Raw genomic sequence first — 20,287 nt, forward strand, 5'->3', positions numbered from 1 at the left:
TCGGAACTGGAGCTGGCAAGATGAAGTGCAATTGAACCCCGACCGGGCTATTGAGCCTAAAACAAGCGAGGAATTACAGGTCGCTTAAATCGTAAAAACATCTCAACTATCTTGACAATTACCGAGCCCTGTAGACACAGAGATCAGTAAGCAAACAAAGAACACAGAGAACGCCCTAAACCAGCCCCGTTTTTCTCTGTGTTCTCCCTGAGCTCTTTTTAACGCTGTGCCTGCAGATCTTTTTGCTTTAAAAGGTTTATTCCACAAGCTTACAACGCCAAATACGTCTCAAACTTGCTTCTGAACATCGAAAAGAAGCTTCTTACATTGCGAATATTCGATTGGGTGGCAAACAGGCGGTGGGCCAGCTGGTGGTAAGCGCTCATATCCGCCACCTGAATAATCAGTACAAAATCCGGCCCTGGCGAAACGCGATAGCATTGCTGCACGGTTTTTTCTGCGGCGGCGAGCTGCTCAAACTCCTGCATCTTTTCTGATGTTTGCACATCCAGCGTAATCTCCACAATAGCCGTTAAGCCTGCGCCGACTTTTTCTGGCGCCAAAATCGCTACTTGCTTGGCAATCACGCCTGTATCCATTAATCGCTTTACCCTTCGCAGGCAGGTAGGCGGCGAGGCGTGCACTTTGGCGGCCAAATCCTGATTACTTAATGAGGAATCTTGCTGTAAATATTGCAAAATGCGCTTATCCAGCTCATCTAAGGCTGTAATTGATGTCATAAAAATTCACTATTTAAATAAATATGAAATAAAAATTCATATAAATGAATGTAAATATATTTATTTCATAATACATTAAATTTTGAAAGATATATTCACACCAAACCCTTTAGCATGGCTATATTCCAATAAATATTCCTTCCGAGGTTGCTATGTGCGGTATTGTCGGTGCAGTTGCTCAGCGTAATATCACCCCTATTTTGCTGGAAGGGCTTAAACGGCTTGAATACCGTGGCTATGATTCCTGCGGCGTGGCCCTGCATGTGGATGGCAAGCTGCAGCGCTCGCGCAGCACCTCCCGCGTAACCGAGCTGCAAGCGCAAATCGATCAGACCGGCTTAGCTGGCTTTACCGGCATTGCCCACACCCGCTGGGCCACCCACGGCGTGCCTTCATCGGCCAACGCTCACCCGCATTTCTCGCGCGAGCGGATTGCGCTGGTACACAACGGCATTATTGAAAACCATGAAGAGCTGCGCGCTGAGCTGAGCACAGCTGGCTATATCTTTGAAAGCCAGACCGATACCGAAGTGATCGCGCATCTGATCGATCATCTTTACCAGGGCGATTTATTTGAGGCGGTTCAGCAAGCGGTAAAACGCCTGAGCGGCGCTTTTGCCATCGCCGTATTCTGCCGCGACGAGCCGCACCGCGTAGTGGGCGCACGTTTAGGCTCTCCCTTAATTGTGGGCGTAGGCAAAGGCGAAAACTTTATTGCCTCGGACGCGATGGCTTTGGCTGGCACCACCGACCAGATTATTTATCTGGAAGAAGGCGATGTAGTCGACCTGCAATTGCAAAAATGCTGGATTGTGGATAACCAGGGCAAATCGGTGCAGCGAGAAATCCGCACTGTGCATGCCCACAGCGGCGCGGCCGAGCTGGGCCCTTACCGCCATTACATGCAAAAAGAGATTTTTGAGCAGCCACGCGCCATTGCCGATACTTTAGAAAATGTCACTAATATCATGCCCGAGCTGTTTGGCGATAAAGCCTATGGCATTTTTAAAGAAATTGACTCGGTACTGATTCTGGCCTGCGGCACCAGCTATTACGCCGGTCTTACCGCCAAATACTGGATAGAATCCATCGCCAAAATCACGGTAAATGTAGAAATCGCCAGCGAATACCGCTACCGCGACAGCGTGCCTAATCCTAAAAGCCTGGTTGTTACCATCAGCCAAAGCGGCGAAACCGCCGACACCCTGGCCGCGCTCAAACACGCCCGCAATCAGGGCATGCTGCACACCCTTACCGTGTGCAATGTAACCACCAGCGCCATGGTGCGTGAATGCGAGCTAGCCTATATCACCCATGCCGGGGTAGAAGTGGGCGTAGCCTCCACCAAGGCCTTTACCACCCAATTAGCTGCACTATTCTTACTGGCGCTCTCTTTAGCGCAAATCAAAGGCCGTCTCAATGACGAGCAAGAAGCCGAACACATCAAAGCCATGCGCCACCTGCCCGTCGCCATCAGCGCCGTGCTGGCACTAGAACCGCAAATCATTGCATGGGCAGAGCAATTTGCCAGCAAAGAAAACGCCCTCTTCCTGGGCCGCGGCCTGCACTACCCGATCGCCATGGAAGGCGCACTTAAACTCAAAGAAATTTCCTATATCCACGCCGAAGCCTACCCCGCAGGCGAGCTGAAACACGGCCCGCTGGCGCTGGTGACCAAAGAAATGCCCGTCGTTACCGTGGCCCCTAACGACACCCTGATCGAAAAGCTCAAATCCAATATGCAGGAAGTACGCGCCAGAGGCGGCGAGCTGTATGTGTTTGCCGACGCCGATTCGCACATCACCGCCAGCGAAGGCATCCACGTCATCCGCCTGCCCGAACACTACGGCCTGCTCTCCCCCATCCTGCACACCGTGCCCTTACAACTACTGGCCTACCACACAGCACTGGCGCGCGGGACAGATGTAGATAAACCGAGGAATTTAGCGAAGAGCGTTACGGTGGAGTGAGGGGGATAGTTAGTTAATTTTTGTTGACACAACATAAAAAAGTTTGACACAACATAAAAAAGTTTGACACAAACTAAAAATGTTTGACACAACTTTAGTACGACAATGACTATTTATCTTCAATAGTTTTTGGCCCTATGCAACTCTACCTTACCCAGGGAAAGCCCTTGTCCTTCCAAAAAAGGAAGTGAGGGCTTTTTTGTTGCTTTACATTTTCATTCTCCACTCAAGCCGTATACCCTTACCTGCAGCACAAGTCGCAAAAGCAATTACAAGAGGATTTCGTGATGAAACATTTTTTGTTGGCGCTGATGAAATTGACGCCATGTTCCAATCCCCAGCCTTATGGAAACGATGCATAAGGTGGCAAAAGCACGTGTGGGACACTGCCTAGCTGATCACTATGTGAATGCATATGAAACTCACTTGGCAATGCCATCGTGGCCAGACCTGGGATGCTATTACGAGCATGATTCTTAAGAGACATTGGCGTCCGCAATGTAGCTTTTAAAGACAGATTTAAAGCCCCCACAGCAAGGCACCGAAAAAGCATGAGGTTTCTGAATGGCACGGGTCTTAGAGCAGATGTTTTAAAAATTAACCCTTGGTCCAGTTGAAATAGGTTGCCAAATAAGGGTGCCTTTATTTTTCTTAGATGTTCACTTCTGCCACTTATTGTCTTATTGAGTTATTTGGATCCACAGCAGACACATGTGCCCCCTACAACGCTTATGCATATTCAAGCGTCGTCCCTTCTCCTGTTCTGCTACTTGAATATGCGTAGTAGCGACATCCTTGCACGTCATCAGGCTCGTTAGCTTACTGGCAAAGATTCTCCAAATATGATCACTACTATTTCGGTGTTACTCAGGCTTTCTGAAACGCCCCTAGATATAGGACGTCGTTAAGGAGGGCTTTGTTGTAGGCGCTGATGAAGTTGACACCGTGTTCCGAGTAGGGGGAGCCAGTCTGCTGATTAGAAAGGCCACCTGTTCCGGTTAAGTTGAGCCAGTGTGCTGGTTCGTGACTGGCAGTGTTAAGCACGCATTATGAGAACAGAAAGGCACCTATGCTGTGGCGCTGCAAAAATGGTCATGAACTGTAAAGAGTGCTGTGATGTTATTTTTGGCAAAGAGTGTATGCAGTGCTTGAATGATTACTTGCCTTCTCTGGGCACAATGCATAAGGCGGTAAAAACACGTGTGGGACGCTGCCTAGCTGATCGCTATGTGAATACAAATACGAAAATCACTTGGCAATACCGTCGCGGACATATCCGGGATACTAATCCGAGCATGATTCTCCGAGGGCATTGATATCAGCAATGTAGCTTTTTAAGGCCGATTTAAAGCTCCCACAGCAAGGCACAGAAAAAGGATGATTTTTCTGAATAGCATGGCTCTTAGAGCCGTTGTTTTAAAAACTAACACTTTGCCCAGTTGAGGCAGGTTGCCAAATAAGGGTGCCTTTATTCATCTGAGCAAGGTGACACTATTTTTTGCAATTGCACTGAACCATCGCCCTGAATCTGGCAATCGAGAATGTCTCCCTCGATCCACCCCATTTCTTCTAATAAGCCATCAGGAAAGAGTAATGTGCCATCGCCGCTACCATCACCAGCGTTTTGAATTGTGGTGTACCACCTTTTTGCCGTTACCATTGTCCTTACTCCAAATTAAAATGCCATTTCAGGGAATGTTCTGATCAAGGTGCGCACTTTAATTAATATTCTAAATGGCAGCCTTGTCATTTTATCTTTAAGCGAAAAATAGACTTCTAAATTAAATGTAAGAATAAATTGTGTACCTTTTGCTGTAGAAACGTAGTCCTACCCATCAATTTTTGTGATGGTGGGGCGGTGGTATAATGGACTTTCCTTATGCTTTTGATCTAGAGAGATGGCTACTACTGCCTAGTCATGGTTGCATGGGGCTTTTCTGCTGCGGATGGTGCCATAACAGTAGCTTGGATTTAGATTAATCATTCATTGGGCATGTCCAATCCCATATCCCAAGATCATCCATCGATACTTAATCATTTCGTTAAAGCTGTTTGAGTCAGGAGTTTGAAATGAAATGCCCTAATCAAAACTGTTATTGGGTAACAGCAGGACAATTGCTTGCGGGTGAATATCCACGTGATCAAGACCTCAAAACATCACAACAAAAACTGCAGAAATATCTAAATACTGGCGTGAGTTTTTTTGTGGATTTAACGCAAGAAGGAGAGCTGTCTCGCTACGATAATTTGCTGCCAGAACTAGCCTTAAATGGCCTGCCCATTGGATATATGCGCTTTGCAATTCCGGATAAATCAGTTCCTAGCAACATACTGCTGATGCAAAATATTCTAGATTCAATTCATCATGCAATCGGGCAAGGACATTGTGTTTATGTTCATTGCTGGGGTGGGGTTGGGCGAACAGGTACCGTGGTGGGTTGTTACTTAATTGAAGGGGGGATGTCAGGGCAAGAAGCGCTCATGCATTTACAGCAGCTATGGTCCTCCGTCGATAAAATACATCGTCATCCAGTCTCTCCTGAAACGCAAGAGCAACGGCAATGGGTTTTAGATTGGGCTACCAATCAGTACCTGCATGAGAATAATAATGCTCGTCGTTGACTTGATTAGTAGTGCAAGTGATTCTAATACTTCGTGCACATGCCTTTCAAACTTCAAAGCTACACGCTCGTAAACGCGTCGCACTTTTTGTACGGGCTAAACACTATCGGTACACTTTTCTCGCATACGGCCCATGCCCAAACCCCAATTTAAATCACTCGGCCTTGCAATTCGTGAGCCAATGGCTACTTTAATCACAAACGATAGTTGACCACTATCACCTAGTTAACTCACCTGATCAGTACATACACTAATATAGCAACAATAATGCGCTGATTAGGATAACCCAACTTTAGTTGGGTAACACAATAACTGCGTCAGCAATGGCTCAAATTGCAGTTGCCGCAAAACCATCGACAAAACCCACCAATTGTAGAAAACAGCATCCCAGCTCCCATGCTAAGTGTTGATGATCTACGTCCAGAATATATACCCGTTTTTTTACTAAATCCATAGCTCTCATGGCTGTCTTATACCTGAATTTTTTATTCAGAAATCTATTTATCCATAATTAAATAACACTGAAAATTCAACAAATAATTTATTTTATCCACATTTAATCATTTGTATTTGTTGAGTTTTTTCTAGTTTATGCTATGATTACAGTGTAATCATAAATGACTGAAATAATATGAAAACAACAGCAGATTCCTCTCTACCTATGCTTACAGATCGTCGACGGACACAGCAAATACTTGAGGCGCAGCAAAACTATCGATCACGCAAACGGAAGTCGGGTTGTCGTCGTATTCAGGAGTGGGTAGCAGATGAAACATTGGTCCAACTAAGCAAAATTGCCCATGACACAGGCCTTAGTAGGGCTCAATTGCTGGAGCAATTAGTGGCCTGTGCTTTTTCAGGAAAAATTGATATGAGGGAGATAAACCATGACAACCGGTAGCAAGATCGAATGGACAGAAATGACATGGAATCCAACGGTTGGATGCACCAAAATCTCACCAGGATGCAAGCATTGCTATGCGGAAGTGATGGCTGAACGCTTAAAAGCGATGGGCACTCCAGGGTACGAGAATGGATTTACGCTGCAATTATTGGAAAATCGAATCGAAGATCCATTGTCCCGTAAAAAATCAACGGTTTACTTTGTAAATTCAATGTCCGATCTATTTCATGAGGATATTCCTTTCGAATTTATCGATAAGGTATTTGATACAATTCGTCGCGCGCATTGGCATACTTTTCAGATATTAACTAAACGAGCCAACAGACTTGCTGCATACTTCGAAGGCAAAGTTGCTCCACCCAATGCTTGGTTAGGTGTATCAGTGGAAGATCAGAAATATGGATTACCACGGATTGACTTACTGCGAACAATAGATGCTCCTGTCAGGTTTCTTTCTGTTGAACCATTACTGGAAGAGCTTGGCAGTATTGACCTTACGGATATACACTGGGTGATTGTAGGTGGAGAGTCAGGCTCGAGGGCGCGCCCAATGAAACCAGAGTGGGCTGAGTCGATCCAGTTGCAGTGTGAAGAGCAAAATGTTGCTTTCTTCTTCAAGCAATGGGGCGGCTGGGGTGCCGATGGTAAACGCCGTGCAAAAAAACATAACGGCAGGCAGCTAAAGGGTCGGACATTTGATGAAATGCCCACTGGAGTTCAACTTTAACGATGACAAGGCGTCACTATAACTATAAAAATGGCCCTGCTGAAATTCAACCACACAGTATCGCCAAGCATCGGATTTTGCAATCTTACCTAGCCGCCTACTACCAAACATTGGTAGGCGGAGGTAGGCGCGACGAATTTAAGCTAACGGTTGTCGATGGTTTTGCGGGCTGTGGCCGTTATGTTTTGAAAGGAGCCAAAGAACTCTCAGATGGCTCTCCTTTGATTTTGCTAAGAGCTGCCAAAGAAGCCACCTATAAAATCAATCAAGGACGGCAAAAGCCGGTCAATGTTGATATCACTCATTTCTTTATTGAAGCGGACAAGCAAGGCTGTGCTTTACTTAAGCAAGTTTTAATTGACGAAGGCTACGGTGACAAGCTTGATAAATCTATTGTATTGCGGCAGAGCAAATTCGAAGACGAAATAAGTAATGTGCTTAGTTTCGTGCGTCGCAAAACACCTCGTAGTGGGCGATCAATTTTTATACTCGACCAGTATGGATATAATCAAGTTCCGTTATCTCAACTTCGACAAATTCTAGCACTCTCAAATGCTGAAATCATTCTAACATTTGGCGTTGATTCACTTCTTAACTTCGCCAACGATGCTAGTTTCAAAGAGCAATTGAATCGGATCAATTTGCCTGACATATTCAAAGGGCGCACTTTAGATGAAATTAAAGAATCTGAACACGATTGGCGATTGTTTGTCCAATCTTGCTTATATCAGCACTTAGTTGTTGGATCAGGTGCTAAGTTTTTTACTCCATTTTTTATTCGAAATAACGATGGCCATGGTGATTACTGGCTACTCCACCTTTCTCAGCATCCGCGTGCCCGTGATGTTATGACTGAGGTGCATTGGCAAAATAGCAATTATTTTATTCACTATGGAGGTGCAGGTCTCAATATGTTCCATATGAATGGGTACGATTCCGCTTTTGATGCAAATTTAAGTGGCCAATCGACACTCGATTTCGTCTTTGATGACGTTGCACGCCAAGCAAGTATAAGCCTGATGACTGATCAAGTAGCTCGTATTCTCCATCAGCAGGAGTGTGGGCTTTCTTTTGGCGATCTCTTTATGGGTACTTGCAACACCACGCCGGCAAGTAAGGCTATCTATAAAGACTCACTTGGAGAGTTACTTACAAATAAGCAGATTTGTATCATGACCAAAGTCGGTGGTCAGCGCTTCTCATCACAGCAAATTGTAGACTCCGACCACATTGTGCTTGCCCCACAGAAAAGCTTCTCTTTCTGAAAAAAAATTTCTGAATTAGTTAAATAAATTATGCTGTATAGGTGGATTCTAAAACGCCCTTAGATGAGGGTAACTTACCAAGGCAGTCATGCTAATGTTATTTTTTAATTAAATTGTTGGTTAAATGACAATATTGTCATTGGGCGGCAATGCTACAGGAGGGAGCACTTTTATAGACTAGAGTTAAGCATGCGGCTGATGTGATGTTGCATCAAAGCATGTTGGTTATGGTGGGTGAGCTTGCAAATATTAAAAAATGCACTTTCTCAACAGACTATTTTTGCGTACCTCTGTTTATATAAAGGAATTTCTCATGAAAACAAATTTTGCGCTAGCTTTGATGCTTGCAGCTGTAATGTCTTCTTCTGCTTTTGCTAAAGATGGCAACCGAGGTGAAGGAGCTTATTCAATAAGCGCGGCCACCGAACAAAAAACCACCCCCATGGTCACTGAGGAAAAGCAAAATTCCGCACCGTCTGCACATCATGCGATGAGTGAAGCAACTCCTTTTGGTGGTTGGAATGCACACCATCAACAAGCAGCCAGCAATGATGTAAATAAAATGGAAAATCCTAACGTGAGTATTGAGGCTTCGCCGCTACATCATGCTCGTAGCCAAAATATTCCTTTTGGCGGCTGGGTCAAACATCATCAGCAATAAGTGATGAGGCTTTTAATACAGGGGAGTGCTTAAAAATTATAGAGATTAAAAAGGCCACCTTAGTCTGCTTATCCTTTTTAAGGATTTGACAGACTAAGGTGATAATCTCATCAAATAGGCTGAGGATCTCTATATGGCTCATCTGGTTAATCTATATAGCAATTCACTTTAATTATGAAAGGAATACATTTCATAATTAAAGTTATCGTATTCATCATGGCATTAGCCTTTACAGGAAGTGTGATGGCAAGCCTCGACCACAATGCTTCTGATCAGCATCGTGGTTGCACAAAGCCGCCTGCTCAATGCTGATGTTATGGCCTTATCTTGAGATAGCAAACGCTTAGGTTGAAGCCTCTGAGCGTTTTCAAAGAACAGGACAAAAATTATGGACATCAGGAATATTGAGCATTTCTCATTATTACAAACGGCAGCGAAGCCAGTCCCTAAGCTAGAGCCTACCGCGACGCTTAACCCGATTTCAACAGGAGAGAGTACGGAAGGAGCTCGTGAACGACCTAAAGAAGTGGGTAAGGGCAACACTATTGATACTTATGCCTAAAATTCAGCATCCCGCTAAAACCAGCTAAGTATCAGTTCGCCGGTTTTTTATGTATTTCTTACATAAAAATTATATTTAAAGAGGATCAATACTTAGACTCACTTTGACAAGTAAGCCATTTCTTTCGCCCAAGCCACATAATTCTTGTGGTACTCAGTTAAGTCTTTTTGCCCTGCAGTCTTTATCACAAAATAATTTAATATTGGCAGTTGTTGCCGAGCAATCTGCTTGGCTTCAGTATTTCTGGTCGCTGTTAAAAATGAAGATAAGCTGGTTACGACTTGGCCAGCTTTCGCTTTAGCTGAAGCTTGGACCAAGCTATCAACAATCAAGGGCATATATTTCAAAATATAATCAGCGTAGAGGCGTATTAAAGGAGCTTGTTGCAACAAGGCTTGTCGCTCCTGATCAAAATCTTCACGCATGATGATTTTCTTTTCATGAAAGACCACGGGAGCTGCTTCTGATGTATCGCATTCCCAGCCAGGTCGAGGTGTTAATAGCTCAGCTTGATATTGCTCTTCACGGTAAGGGTAAAACGGCATAGTGCGGCAGCGAGATGGTTTATTCGCATGAATACTGCAGAGATTGTCTTGTCCCAAAGCCGGGCATGCAAAAGAGGAAGGGATGTAGGAGCTTGGAACAATCAGCACAGCTAACTCCTTGCGATTAGCGAGCTTAATGGTGGTGCCTAAGTGGGATACCATCGGGTAATCCTTGCTTCCTTCTCGCAAAGGCGTCCAGATCATCGCTAAAGGAAAGCGGTCTGCATGCAGAAAGGCATCCGCAATCGTTAAAGGTAATTGCCCATAGCAGCACTTGCCACATGCTGTGCATAGGAAATTTTTAGCCATCAGTCCTGCTCATCCGCATCAATAACGGTCGTCGTTCCGCAACACTTTTTGGCTTTTTTGCCTGAGCCACAATAGCATGGATCATTACGGCCCACTTTAGTCACATGGCGCTGTGGCCCTTTAGGATTAAGCTCTCCACTGATATAAAACCATTGGCCATCTTCGCGGCGAAAGCTGGCCAACTCAGCCTGAATCATCTCTTGCTGATCTCGTTTAAAGCGAATAGCAAACTCAACTTGTGCTGTGTCTCCTGTTTCTATCGCTCGACGAATATCTAAACGCCGCCACTCACATTCTTCAGAGAGCCTTTCTGCTTCTGCTCGATTGAAATCGGCCCGTACCTCAGGCGCATGTGTACGCTCAATATGATCCAGCGAGCCTTGAACAAACGCCGTATACCGTGATCGCATTAAAGCCTCGGCCGTCACTGCCGGTGTACCTGCAATAATAGGACCACAACATTCGGAGAAGTTTTGTTTGGAACCACAAGGACACTGGGTCATAAAGAGTCTCTTTTCAAAAATATTACGAGCAATAGAAGAAAAATAATTACTTAATGTAATCCAACCCAGCCATGGTAGCCAACATATAAGCCGACAAGCAGAATCAGCCCGCCAGAAAAATACGGGGCTTTACGCGCAAACTCACCAAATCCGCTCCAGCGTTTTGCAACATGTTTCACGCTTAAGGCTGCAACTACGCCTGAGAGCACCAAGGTCATGGCAAGGCCGATACTAAAACCTAAAACCAGCGTTGCACCGAGTGCAATTTTTTTGAGTTGCAAGCAGAGTAAGAGCACGGTGATTGAGGCGGGGCAAGGAATCAATCCCCCTGTCAGGCCAAACATGACGATTTGCCCCGTTGTGACTTCGCGATTTGCAAAGCGGCGACGGATATCATTGGCGTGGGCTAATTCATGGGGGTCTTGATAGCCTGGAGCAGACACATCCAGTTGTTCGTAATCTGCGATCGCATGGTGATGGTGCTCAGTAAACTCCACATCATAATCATGGCTATGATGTTCATGCCCTAAGCGTAAGCGAGCCACAAACTGATGCGGTTCAGGGATTTCTTGCTTTGATTCAACAAAGCCATCACGCTGTTCAAAACTAAAAGCTTGCTTGCTGCCATCTGGGCGTTCTGTCTCAATATTAACTTGATCAGCTCGCCAGTTTTGGCCGTTCGGGCTATGACGGTACAGGCGAAAGCGTGGTGGAACGCCCTCTTCAAAGACTTCTAAACGCACTACACCATGGCCAGTATCGATATGTTTTACTTCATCATGGTGATGGTCATGGTCGTCGTGCTCATGTGCCGCACGCTGTTGCTGCCAGGTTCGCCACATCATCCACAGTGCCGTCGCGATAATCAGCACCGCAGAAGCCAGTTGCAAATAAGGCTCGCTGGTCTCGGCACTCCAGCGTTGACCAAAATACATGCCCCCCATCGCAATCGCCCAGACGACGGCGGTATGGGATAGCGTAGCGGCCAAGCCCAGCAGAACAGCTTGCGTGAGCGTACCGCGCACGGCCACGATAAAAGCGGCCATCATAGTTTTGGAATGGCCCGGTTCCAGCCCATGTAAAGCACCGAGTAAAATGGCACTGGGAATAAAGAGCCAAGCATTACCCTGCTGCAGCAAAGTTGAAAAATCTAGCATCATGCGTCCTTATAAATACTTGGTAATAGCTTTGAACTCACGGATGGTGTCGTCGGCACTCTGAATACCGTCACGCACCGCGTGCTCAAGGCAATGATCAATATGATCATGTACCAGTATTTTCTTTGCATTGGCGACCGCGCTTTCGACAGCCTGGAGTTGCTGAGCAACTTCCAAGCAGGCTCGCTCTTGTTCAAGCATGGTAATCACGCTGGCAAGATGGCCGTGAGCGCGTTTGAGACGCTTGATGATGTCGGGGTGTGATGTGTGTGTGCCCATGTTTTTGCCTTATCCTATCCTATCCTAGAGGGTAGGATAAGGGAGGAGCAAAAAAACGGCAATAGGTTTTAAATTTATCCTCATAGAGCATAAAGTAGCCTGTGTAAGTTGAATCACTTTTCTAAAGTCATTCAACGTACACAGCCATGATTTCAAAAATTAAAGGCAGACTATTTAGCGGCTTGAATATCGGTGACAACTAACTTGCCATTCTCGCTGACCGCTTTAAATTTTACCTTATCACCCGCTTGCAAAGGCTCCAGCTGAGTCAGGTTTTTGGCAGTAAAAACCATCGTCATACCGGGCATATCTAGATTTTTAAGTTCTCCATGCTTGAGCGTGATTTTTCCGGAAGATTTGTCGATTTTCTTGATTTCGCCATCACTAAGCTCATCGCTATTAGCAAAAGAGGTATTTAAGGCAAAAGCCATTGCCAGTACGGCGATTAATCGTGTGCTTTTCATGATCTACACTCCAGTCTTGAGTCGTTTATTTAGCGGCTGCTTTGACATTAACAACACCCTTCATACCGGCCTCGTAATGACCTGGGCTTAGGCAAGAGAAAGGAAAATTACCTACCTTAGTAAATTGCCAGATCACTTCACCACTCTGGCCCGGAGCAAGACTTTTCATATTTGGCTCATCATGCTCCATTTCGGGAGATTTCTTCATTTGCTCAAGGTGTGTCTTGATTTCTTTTTCACTGTTTAAAATAAACTCATGTTTAACCTTACCCGTATTTTTTAATGCAAAACGAATCGTTTCTCCCTGTTTCACATCGAGAGAGGATGGAGTAAAGCGCATCGTGTCGGCTAAATCCACTTTAATCGTACGGCTTACTTTGCTGGCGATGCCAGGCTTGCCCAAGCTGTCATCGTGACCACCGGCATGATCGCCACTGGCCAAGGTCAAAGAAGAAAGAAACAGGGTCGTGATTGCGAGTAAAGGAATGGTTTTCATGGTATCTCCAGGGTATATTTATAATTAATGGCCGGATTGGCCTTTCGGTTTACGGACTTGCACTTCTACTGCGGTTTTCTGTTTACGAGGCATACTGGCATCCCCCTCGGCTTTAAAGCGGGCAGGCTCGGCGAGCGGGCCTTGGTATTCATAAGCCACCGTGCCTGCGGGATGCTTGTACCAGCCAGGGTTTTTGTAATCGCCCGCTTTTTGATCGCGCCTTACTTTTAGCATGCTAAACATGCCGCCCATTTCAACCGAGCCAAAAGGGCCTTCGCCGGTCATCATCGGTACGGTGTTATCAGGAATTGGCATTTCCATTTCGGCCATATCGGCCATTCCGCGCTCGCCCATCACCATATAGTCAGGGATGAGTTCGGTGATTTTTTTTGCGAGTCCACGATGCTCTACGCCAATCATGGTTGGCAAATCGTGGCCCATGGCATTCATGGTGTGGTGGCTCTTATGGCAATGAAAGGCCCAATCGCCTTCTTCATCGGCTAAAAATTCAATCTGGCGCATTTGTCCTACCGCCACATCGGTGGTGACTTCCGGCCAGCGCGTGCTTTTAGGCGTGGGGCCACCATCGGTGCCGGTGACCATAAACTCGTGCCCATGCAGATGGATGGGGTGATTGGTCATGGTTAAGTTGCCGATACGGATCCGCACCTTATCGTTTAAGCGCACATTTAAAGAATCAATGCCGGGGAAAATACGGCTATTCCAAGACCACAAATTAAAATCGGCCATGGTCATGATTTTAGGTGTGTAACTGCCAGGGTCGATATCGTAGGCATTGAGTAAAAACACGAAATCCCGATCGACTTCTGCAATGAGGGGATGCTTTGTTTTAGGGTGGGTAATCCAAAACCCCATCATGCCCATCGCCATTTGTGTCATTTCATCGGCATGGGGGTGATACATAAATGTGCCAGGCCGTCGTGCCACAAATTCATAAACAAAGGTTTTTCCAGGCTGAATCGCTTTCTGATTCAAGCCCGAAACGCCATCCATGCCATTAGGCAGACGCTGGCCATGCCAATGCACGCTGGTGTGCTCGGGGAGTTTGTTAGTCACAAAAATCCGCACCCGATCGCCTTCGACTACTTCAATAGTTGGGCCGGGCGATTGGCCGTTATAGCCCCATAAATGCGCCTTAAAACCGGGAGCCATTTCCCTAACGACCGGCTCGGCCACAAGGTGAAACTCTTTAACCCCCTGATTCATACGCCAAGGCAGGGTCCAGCCATTTAAAGTCACCACGGGGTTATAAGGGCGGCCGTTTTCTGGAGTGAGCGGCGGCATAGTGTCGGGCAGGGCTTGGCTAACTGGCTCAGGCAAGGCGGCCATAGCCACTTTGCTCACACTGGCGGCAATCACTGCACCAGCCATACCCGCCGTTCTTAAAAAATCTCGTCTTGAATTCATCACTGCTGCCTTTTTAATGAATGAGCTTAATGCCCTGCATCCGCACTGGCATTACCCGCTGTTACTGAGCTGATCATGGATGCACTAGGCTTGCCCATCAGTTCGGCTTGCAAGGCCGCGTCACTAAGCCAGAACTGCTGCTCTGCCGCGATGGCTGAAATAACGCTGCTAATTTGCTCACGAGAATCTGCTAATAGCTCAAAGACACTAAGAAGCATGCCGTTGTAACGCAGGGTATTTTCTTCCGCGATGATCTTTCGTAAAGGCAGCACTTCATCTCGGTAGTGACGGCTCATATCGTAGGCTGTTCGATAGGCAGAATAACTGCTGCGTAAATTTGAGCCAGCTGCTCGCACCGTGGCTTCCAAGCGATTGGCCGCCACTAATGTTTGGGCATTCATGGCATCGCGTTGGCCACCGCCCCAGTCAAATAGCGGTAAACGCAGCGCAATTTCATATCCCTTGCGATTCTTTTTTGTCCCTTCTGCATTATCAAAGACGGTGTCATGGCGTACGCCTAACTCGATATCAATTAAGCTGGTCAGTCCATTCAGCCCCTGCGCCTTTGCTGAAGCATCAAATGTGGCCTTGGCTAGTTTGATATCTAGCCGTTCTTTACTGGCCAGCTGACTAATTTCTTCTGCACTACGAGGGCTCTTAGGGAGATCAGGTAATTTATTGGGCAATTGGAGTTGGGCCGCTTGGGCATCATTTAAGCCCAGCACTCGAACTAACTCTTCACGGCTAGCAAGGGCTGAATGTTGTGCAGCAGCCCATTGCGTAGCAGACTCAGCATAAAAAATTTGCTGTTTTGCATGCGCTAAACGACTGTAATTGCCTACGGCTAATAATCGCCGGGCGAGTTCGGCACTGGCTTCTGCTGTATCAAAAACTTGCTTGGCATATGCCAAGCTCTGCTGCGCTGCAACCGCCTTTACCCACACTTGACGTATCTGAGTCACTTGCTCAATCGTATCTAAGCTCAGTTGCAGCTGAGCCTGTCCGATACGACGCTGTGCTATATCGTAGCGCTGTGGCAAGGTGAGCAAATCCAGCAGGCCAAAAGACAATAAACGGCCCAATTCAAGCTCACTCCCTAGGGTGACTCGCTCAAAAGTGAATAGCGGATTAGTGATACGCCCAGATTGCGCGGCACTTGCAGCATCGGCCCAGTTTTGCCCCAACATCGCTTGCACATTGGGGCTATTGAGCAAGGCCAAATGAACAGCACTATTTTGGTCTAATGGCTTTTGCAGTAAATCAGCCGCCGCTTTGTCCATCTCAGTGCGCTGCGCTGTCGTCGTTGCGAGGGCCAGCTTGCCTTGGGTAAAGGAGGCGGCAGTTTGATTGCTTTGTGCGAGCGATCGATCAAAATCGACACTGGCACACGCTGTTAATCCCAGAACAGACAGACTAAGGACGATAAGCCTCATTCTCGACCCATGAAATAGTTTATTCATGAGCAGCTCCATGACTTGCATCGGGTTGAGCCTGAGGTGCAGAAGCTTGCCTTGCCTCTTTGGCATACACGCGCCAGCCACCTATTTTGGCGACCGTATCATTGGCTTCACGCCAAGGAATAAGCACCTGTTCTCGATATGGCTGATATTGAACCAGCACCGAGTGATACTCCAAGCGAGTGACAGGGACACTGGATTCATCCGATTGGGCAGCAGCAGTCGTTAAAAGCAAACTGATGAAAAACAGGGATATATATGGTTTCATGGCTGCCTCTACCCAATGATTGCTTAAACTGACTAAGTCAGCAGTATAGACACTACATACCTATTGTAAAGATGACTCAAACATTACAAATTTGTCATTTTAAAATAAGTAGAATTAGCTTACTTCAGTGATCCACCTACATTTCCTTCTGAAATTAAAAATTATATTTTATGTACGTTTTTTAAATGATGACAAAGATGTAACGTACCAGTCAGCCTTTTGACCATTTCTATCAAGCAAAATAGCAGAGGGCGAACAGGGCAGAGTTGCTGCTTTTGTTAGTGCTCACGGTACTTGCAAAGGAATTGATCATGAAACGGAAACCAATATTTATGCTTACCCTCCTTGTCTGTGCTCTTAGTTCTGGCATTGTTCAAGCGGAAGATCATCGGTACAAGCACTCTCATTCAGGAAGCCAACAGGCACGTAATAATAGTGATGTTAGTTTTGGCAATCCTGCGGATATCACATATACCGATAAGCGGATTAGGATAGAGGTCCGTGCGGATGGCTCTTTAGATAATAAAAATTACAATGTATTTGCACACGACAGCGTCAGATTTGAGCTTGTAAATGGCTTACAAGATACCATCGCTTTTGTTGTTGGAGATGAAGCTAGTATTTATGAGTTCTCACGCCTATATGCAGCTAACTCGGGAGTTGCTATAAATGATTTCCATGCTGTGCCAGTTTCTCCAGGCAAAAATCAGTTTTTTGGCTGGAAGTTTAGTACCTATTCGATGAGTAAGGTTCATGCTGCCTATGTACAGCGTGACGGGACAATCATAGGGGGAATGGTTGATATTCGTATAGAACCTGAACTTAATAAATAACCAGCTTGGCCTTGCTTGAGGAGGCTCAGCACTCAGCTTTTAAAAGTAAAGTAATCACATGAAATATAAAAAATACCGCGTAGTCAACTATTTCGTTGACTACGCACTTAAAATGTTAAATTATAAAATGTCATGACTTAAATAAAAAACACATAAATATCTCACGAATCAAGCTTCACGGAAAACCTCTTTAGCTTATTCTTCATATTTCTAGCTACTAAAAATTTACGCTTAATTAAAATTAGGCCAATATTTGAAATATTATTTAAGCAATAAATGGAAAATAAACGTGCGCATTCTGATTGTCGAAGATGAGAGCAAAACAGCGGCTTATTTAAAGCAAGGCTTAAGTGAGAGCGGCTATGTCATTGATATTGCCAGCAATGGCATCGATGGCTTACATAAAGCACTAGAAGAAGAGTTTGATTTAATCATCTTGGATGTGATGTTGCCCCTGCTCGATGGTTGGGGGGTGCTTGATGGCCTGCGGCGCAGCAAGCAAACACCGGTGCTGATGCTCACTGCGCGTAGCCGGATTGATGATCGGGTGCGCGGGCTAGAATCGGGCGCAGATGATTATTTGCCTAAGCCTTTTGCCTTTCCTGAGCTGCTGGCCCGCATTAAGGTACTGCTTAAAAGAAATCATAAAATTAGCCCTTCAGAAACATTACAGCTGGCAGGGCTAGAGTTAGATCCTGTTAAACATAAGGCCTACCGTCATCAACAGCAGATTGATCTCACCGCCCGTGAGTTTGCCCTGCTGCATTTGCTAATGCGCCGCCATGGCGAAGTGCTAACACGCACCCTGATTGCTTCTAATGTTTGGGATGTTAATTTTGATACCGACACCAATATTGTCGATGTAGCCATTCGCCGTTTAAGAGGCAAAGTAGATGATGGCTTTAGCCCTAAGCTCATCCATACCGTACGGGGTGTGGGCTATGTTTTTGAAGCAAGGGATGAAGAATGATCGCCGCGCTCAGTAATCATGCGAGATATCAAGTATGAAAGTGCCAAAATCTTTAGCTTGGCGGGTGGGCGGCATGGTGGGGGTATTTTGTGCCGTCTTGGTTTTATTAATTGCGATGGGAACAGATCACCTATTGCGTTTGGCTTTAGATCAACGAGCTAAAACTGAATTAATCGGCAAAATGAAAGCTTTACAGCAGGTGCTTAATGCCAATATGAGCGCTGATGAATCCAAGCTATCGGCACAATTAGTTGGCCATCCTTATTTACACTGGGCCATTGTTTCAGGCGCGAGCGTTTTAAAAAGCTCAGATCCCTTTGCCAAAAAACAAGCCCTTGCTCAAGCCCGCTCCCAATCTCAATGGATTGCCGGTGTATTCGCTAAAAATAATGATCGTGATGATCCTATTTTGCTAGGTATTCAAGCGCATCCCACACAAGCGCAATGGCTACTGGTTTTTTTAGAAAGAGACAGTGATCAAAAACTATTGCGCCTATTCCGCCAATCACAAGCCTTCGCCCTACCGTTTGCAGTGTTATTTATTGCGCTAGGCTCATGGCTGGTTGCTAAGCGCGCTTTGCAGCCCTTGCAAACCTTTAATGCTTTGGTAAGCAGTGTCACCGCAGCATCATTACATGCCCGATTAGGTATTGAAGCGGTACCCACTGAATTACAAGAACTGGCAATTAGCTTTAACGGCATGTTGCAGCGCTTAGAAAATAGCGTTGAGCGGCTATCCCAATTCTCTGCCGATCTAGCCCATGAAATGCGCACCCCCTTAAGTAATGTATTGGGCGATATTCAGGTCAATCTAAGTAAAACCCGTGAGGTGGCAGATTATCAGCGCGTATTGGCCTCGGCCGAAGAAGAGCTACTACGGCTAAATCGTTTAATTAATGATCTCTTGTTTTTAGCCAATGCAGAGCAAGCCGAACAGGCTTTAAATCTTGAGGAAATTGATTTAAAGCCGCTGATTGAAATGCTATTTGATTTTTTTGACGCACTGGCTGAAAGCAAAAATATCCAATTGCTTGTAAGTGGTAGCGGTCAAATATTAGCTGACAAATCCATGCTGCAACGCGCCCTGACCAATTTACTCTCTAATGCCATTCGGCATGCCGATCTTGCCAGCGCTATTACAGTAGCAATAGGGCAAGATCCGCAAATGCTAAATATTGCGATCACTAATAAAGGAGAGATAATTCATCCTGAGCATCATGCACACTTATTTGAGCGTTTCTACCGAGTAGACCCCGCCCGTAGCCGCAACGATGGTGGCTCAGGCTTGGGCCTCGCCATTATTTCCTCAATTATGAAACTACATCATGGCGATGTTGATGTAAGTTGCAGTTCAAACGCCACGACGTTTCGACTTCGCTTTAAAAATACATCAAGATAAAAATAGGCAATATGAATGGGGCAAGTAGATAAGGCGGCCAAAGCCGCCTTATCTACTTAGCTCATATCACGGTTGTAGACATGCTTGTTCCTTCTATCTGCAGCTCAAAAGTGACTTGCTGACCGATATCTGCTTATAGAAAGTGATTTATGTATGAATAAATCCTTTTTACATAGATGTGGTACTTAAAAGGCTTGAGCCACGGCGGCGCATCAAGTAATACGCCACAGGAATCACAAACATGGAGAGCAACGGCGCGGTGATCATGCCGCCGACCATGGGGGCGGCGATTCGGCTCATGACTTCTGAGCCTGCGCCGCTGCCCCATAGAATTGGCAATAGCCCTGCCAAGATAACTGAAACGGTCATGGCCTTGGGCCGCACTCTGAGCACCGCGCCTTCGCGGATTGCATCCAAGATCACCGCCAGCTCCAGTGGGCCATCTCCTACCTGCCGCTTCTCTAATGCTTGCTTGAGATACAGCAGCATGATCACACCAAATTCTGCCGATACGCCTGCCAGCGCAATAAAGCCAACGCCGGTGGTAATGGATAGGTGATAGCCCAACATATATAGAAACCACATGCCGCCCACTAGCGAGAAGGGCAGCGTGGCCATAATCAGTAGGGCTTCATCGATGCGCCTAAAGGTGAGATACAGCAACACAAAAATAATCATCAGCGTGGCTGGAATCACCAGCTTGAGCTTGGCATTAGCGCGTTCTAAAA

The 20,287-nt window shown here is 46.0% G+C and carries 20 protein-coding genes; 8 read left to right on the forward strand and 12 right to left on the reverse strand.

The window, feature by feature from the left end:
* Positions 1-269: 269 nt before the first annotated feature.
* A complete protein-coding gene (locus tag CSQ88_RS18540) occupies positions 270-740 on the reverse strand; it encodes an Lrp/AsnC family transcriptional regulator (RefSeq protein WP_099399572.1) in 471 nt (156 codons plus the stop codon).
* A gap of 152 nt (positions 741-892) precedes the next feature.
* Between CSQ88_RS18540 and glmS the strand changes: the two genes are divergently transcribed.
* Positions 893-2,710, forward strand: a complete 1,818-nt coding sequence (gene glmS / locus CSQ88_RS18545) for a glutamine--fructose-6-phosphate transaminase (isomerizing) (protein ID WP_099399573.1) — start codon at positions 893-895, stop codon at positions 2,708-2,710.
* 1,468 nt (positions 2,711-4,178) lie between these two features.
* On the opposite strand, the gene CSQ88_RS23055 is transcribed toward glmS, so the two are convergent.
* Positions 4,179-4,370 carry a hypothetical protein gene (locus CSQ88_RS23055; protein WP_099399574.1) on the reverse strand — a complete coding sequence of 64 codons (192 nt, stop codon included), beginning with the start codon at positions 4,368-4,370 and terminating at the stop codon, positions 4,179-4,181.
* Between the two features lie 410 nt (positions 4,371-4,780).
* On the opposite strand from CSQ88_RS23055, the gene CSQ88_RS18555 reads away from it, so the two are divergent.
* From CSQ88_RS18555 to CSQ88_RS18575, 4 genes are all read left to right on the forward strand, one after another.
* On the forward strand, positions 4,781-5,332 hold the full coding sequence (locus CSQ88_RS18555; RefSeq protein ID WP_099399575.1) for a dual specificity protein phosphatase family protein: 552 nt from the start codon (positions 4,781-4,783) through the stop codon (positions 5,330-5,332).
* 887 nt (positions 5,333-6,219) lie between these two features.
* Positions 6,220-6,963 carry a DUF5131 family protein gene (locus tag CSQ88_RS18565; protein ID WP_099399577.1) on the forward strand — a complete coding sequence of 248 codons (744 nt, stop codon included), beginning with the start codon at positions 6,220-6,222 and terminating at the stop codon, positions 6,961-6,963.
* 2 nt (positions 6,964-6,965) lie between these two features.
* Complete coding sequence (locus tag CSQ88_RS18570; RefSeq protein ID WP_099399578.1) at positions 6,966-8,228, forward strand: three-Cys-motif partner protein TcmP; 1,263 nt, start codon at positions 6,966-6,968, stop codon at positions 8,226-8,228.
* Between the two features lie 313 nt (positions 8,229-8,541).
* Entirely contained in the window at positions 8,542-8,889 is a 348-nt protein-coding gene (locus tag CSQ88_RS18575) for a hypothetical protein (RefSeq protein ID WP_099399579.1), read from the forward strand.
* A 660-nt stretch (positions 8,890-9,549) separates the two neighbouring features.
* Here CSQ88_RS18575 and CSQ88_RS18580 read toward each other — a convergent pair.
* The 9 genes from CSQ88_RS18580 to CSQ88_RS18620 all read right to left on the reverse strand — a co-directional run bounded on the left by CSQ88_RS18580 (position 9,550) and on the right by CSQ88_RS18620 (position 16,357).
* Positions 9,550-10,305 carry a YkgJ family cysteine cluster protein gene (locus tag CSQ88_RS18580; RefSeq protein WP_099399580.1) on the reverse strand — a complete coding sequence of 252 codons (756 nt, stop codon included), beginning with the start codon at positions 10,303-10,305 and terminating at the stop codon, positions 9,550-9,552.
* Positions 10,305-10,808, reverse strand: coding sequence for a YchJ family protein (locus tag CSQ88_RS18585; RefSeq protein WP_099399581.1), 504 nt, complete (start codon positions 10,806-10,808; stop codon positions 10,305-10,307). The genes CSQ88_RS18580 and CSQ88_RS18585 overlap by 1 nt, the downstream gene beginning before the upstream one ends.
* 50 nt (positions 10,809-10,858) lie before the next feature.
* Positions 10,859-11,968 (reverse strand): nickel/cobalt efflux protein RcnA, encoded by a 1,110-nt coding sequence (locus tag CSQ88_RS18590; protein WP_306475255.1) that lies wholly within the window; start codon positions 11,966-11,968, stop codon positions 10,859-10,861.
* Between the two features lie 6 nt (positions 11,969-11,974).
* Complete coding sequence (locus CSQ88_RS18595; protein WP_099399583.1) at positions 11,975-12,244, reverse strand: metal-sensing transcriptional repressor; 270 nt, start codon at positions 12,242-12,244, stop codon at positions 11,975-11,977.
* A 170-nt stretch (positions 12,245-12,414) separates the two neighbouring features.
* Positions 12,415-12,708, reverse strand: coding sequence for a copper-binding protein (locus CSQ88_RS18600; protein WP_099399584.1), 294 nt, complete (start codon positions 12,706-12,708; stop codon positions 12,415-12,417).
* 25 nt (positions 12,709-12,733) lie between these two features.
* Positions 12,734-13,204 carry a plastocyanin/azurin family copper-binding protein gene (locus tag CSQ88_RS18605; RefSeq protein ID WP_099399585.1) on the reverse strand — a complete coding sequence of 157 codons (471 nt, stop codon included), beginning with the start codon at positions 13,202-13,204 and terminating at the stop codon, positions 12,734-12,736.
* A gap of 24 nt (positions 13,205-13,228) precedes the next feature.
* Positions 13,229-14,632 carry a multicopper oxidase domain-containing protein gene (locus tag CSQ88_RS18610; protein ID WP_099399586.1) on the reverse strand — a complete coding sequence of 468 codons (1,404 nt, stop codon included), beginning with the start codon at positions 14,630-14,632 and terminating at the stop codon, positions 13,229-13,231.
* A 26-nt stretch (positions 14,633-14,658) separates the two neighbouring features.
* Positions 14,659-16,092 (reverse strand): TolC family protein, encoded by a 1,434-nt coding sequence (locus CSQ88_RS18615; RefSeq protein WP_099399587.1) that lies wholly within the window; start codon positions 16,090-16,092, stop codon positions 14,659-14,661.
* Positions 16,085-16,357 (reverse strand): hypothetical protein, encoded by a 273-nt coding sequence (locus CSQ88_RS18620; protein WP_218963145.1) that lies wholly within the window; start codon positions 16,355-16,357, stop codon positions 16,085-16,087. Before CSQ88_RS18620 ends, CSQ88_RS18615 begins: the two co-directional genes overlap by 8 nt.
* Before the next feature lie 311 nt (positions 16,358-16,668).
* On the opposite strand from CSQ88_RS18620, the gene CSQ88_RS18625 reads away from it, so the two are divergent.
* The 3 genes from CSQ88_RS18625 to CSQ88_RS18635 all read left to right on the forward strand — a co-directional run bounded on the left by CSQ88_RS18625 (position 16,669) and on the right by CSQ88_RS18635 (position 19,559).
* Positions 16,669-17,190, forward strand: coding sequence for a hypothetical protein (locus CSQ88_RS18625; protein WP_099399588.1), 522 nt, complete (start codon positions 16,669-16,671; stop codon positions 17,188-17,190).
* Between the two features lie 289 nt (positions 17,191-17,479).
* Positions 17,480-18,160, forward strand: a complete 681-nt coding sequence (locus CSQ88_RS18630) for a heavy metal response regulator transcription factor (RefSeq protein ID WP_099399589.1) — start codon at positions 17,480-17,482, stop codon at positions 18,158-18,160.
* Between the two features lie 34 nt (positions 18,161-18,194).
* Positions 18,195-19,559, forward strand: a complete 1,365-nt coding sequence (locus CSQ88_RS18635) for a heavy metal sensor histidine kinase (RefSeq protein ID WP_099399590.1) — start codon at positions 18,195-18,197, stop codon at positions 19,557-19,559.
* 168 nt (positions 19,560-19,727) lie between these two features.
* Here the strand turns inward: CSQ88_RS18635 and CSQ88_RS18640 are convergent.
* Positions 19,728-20,287 (reverse strand): efflux RND transporter permease subunit (locus tag CSQ88_RS18640; protein ID WP_180273726.1); only part of this gene is annotated, 560 nt, incomplete at its 5' end.

Source organism: Iodobacter sp. BJB302 (assembly GCF_002735645.1).
Lineage (GTDB): Bacteria > Pseudomonadota > Gammaproteobacteria > Burkholderiales > Chitinibacteraceae > Iodobacter.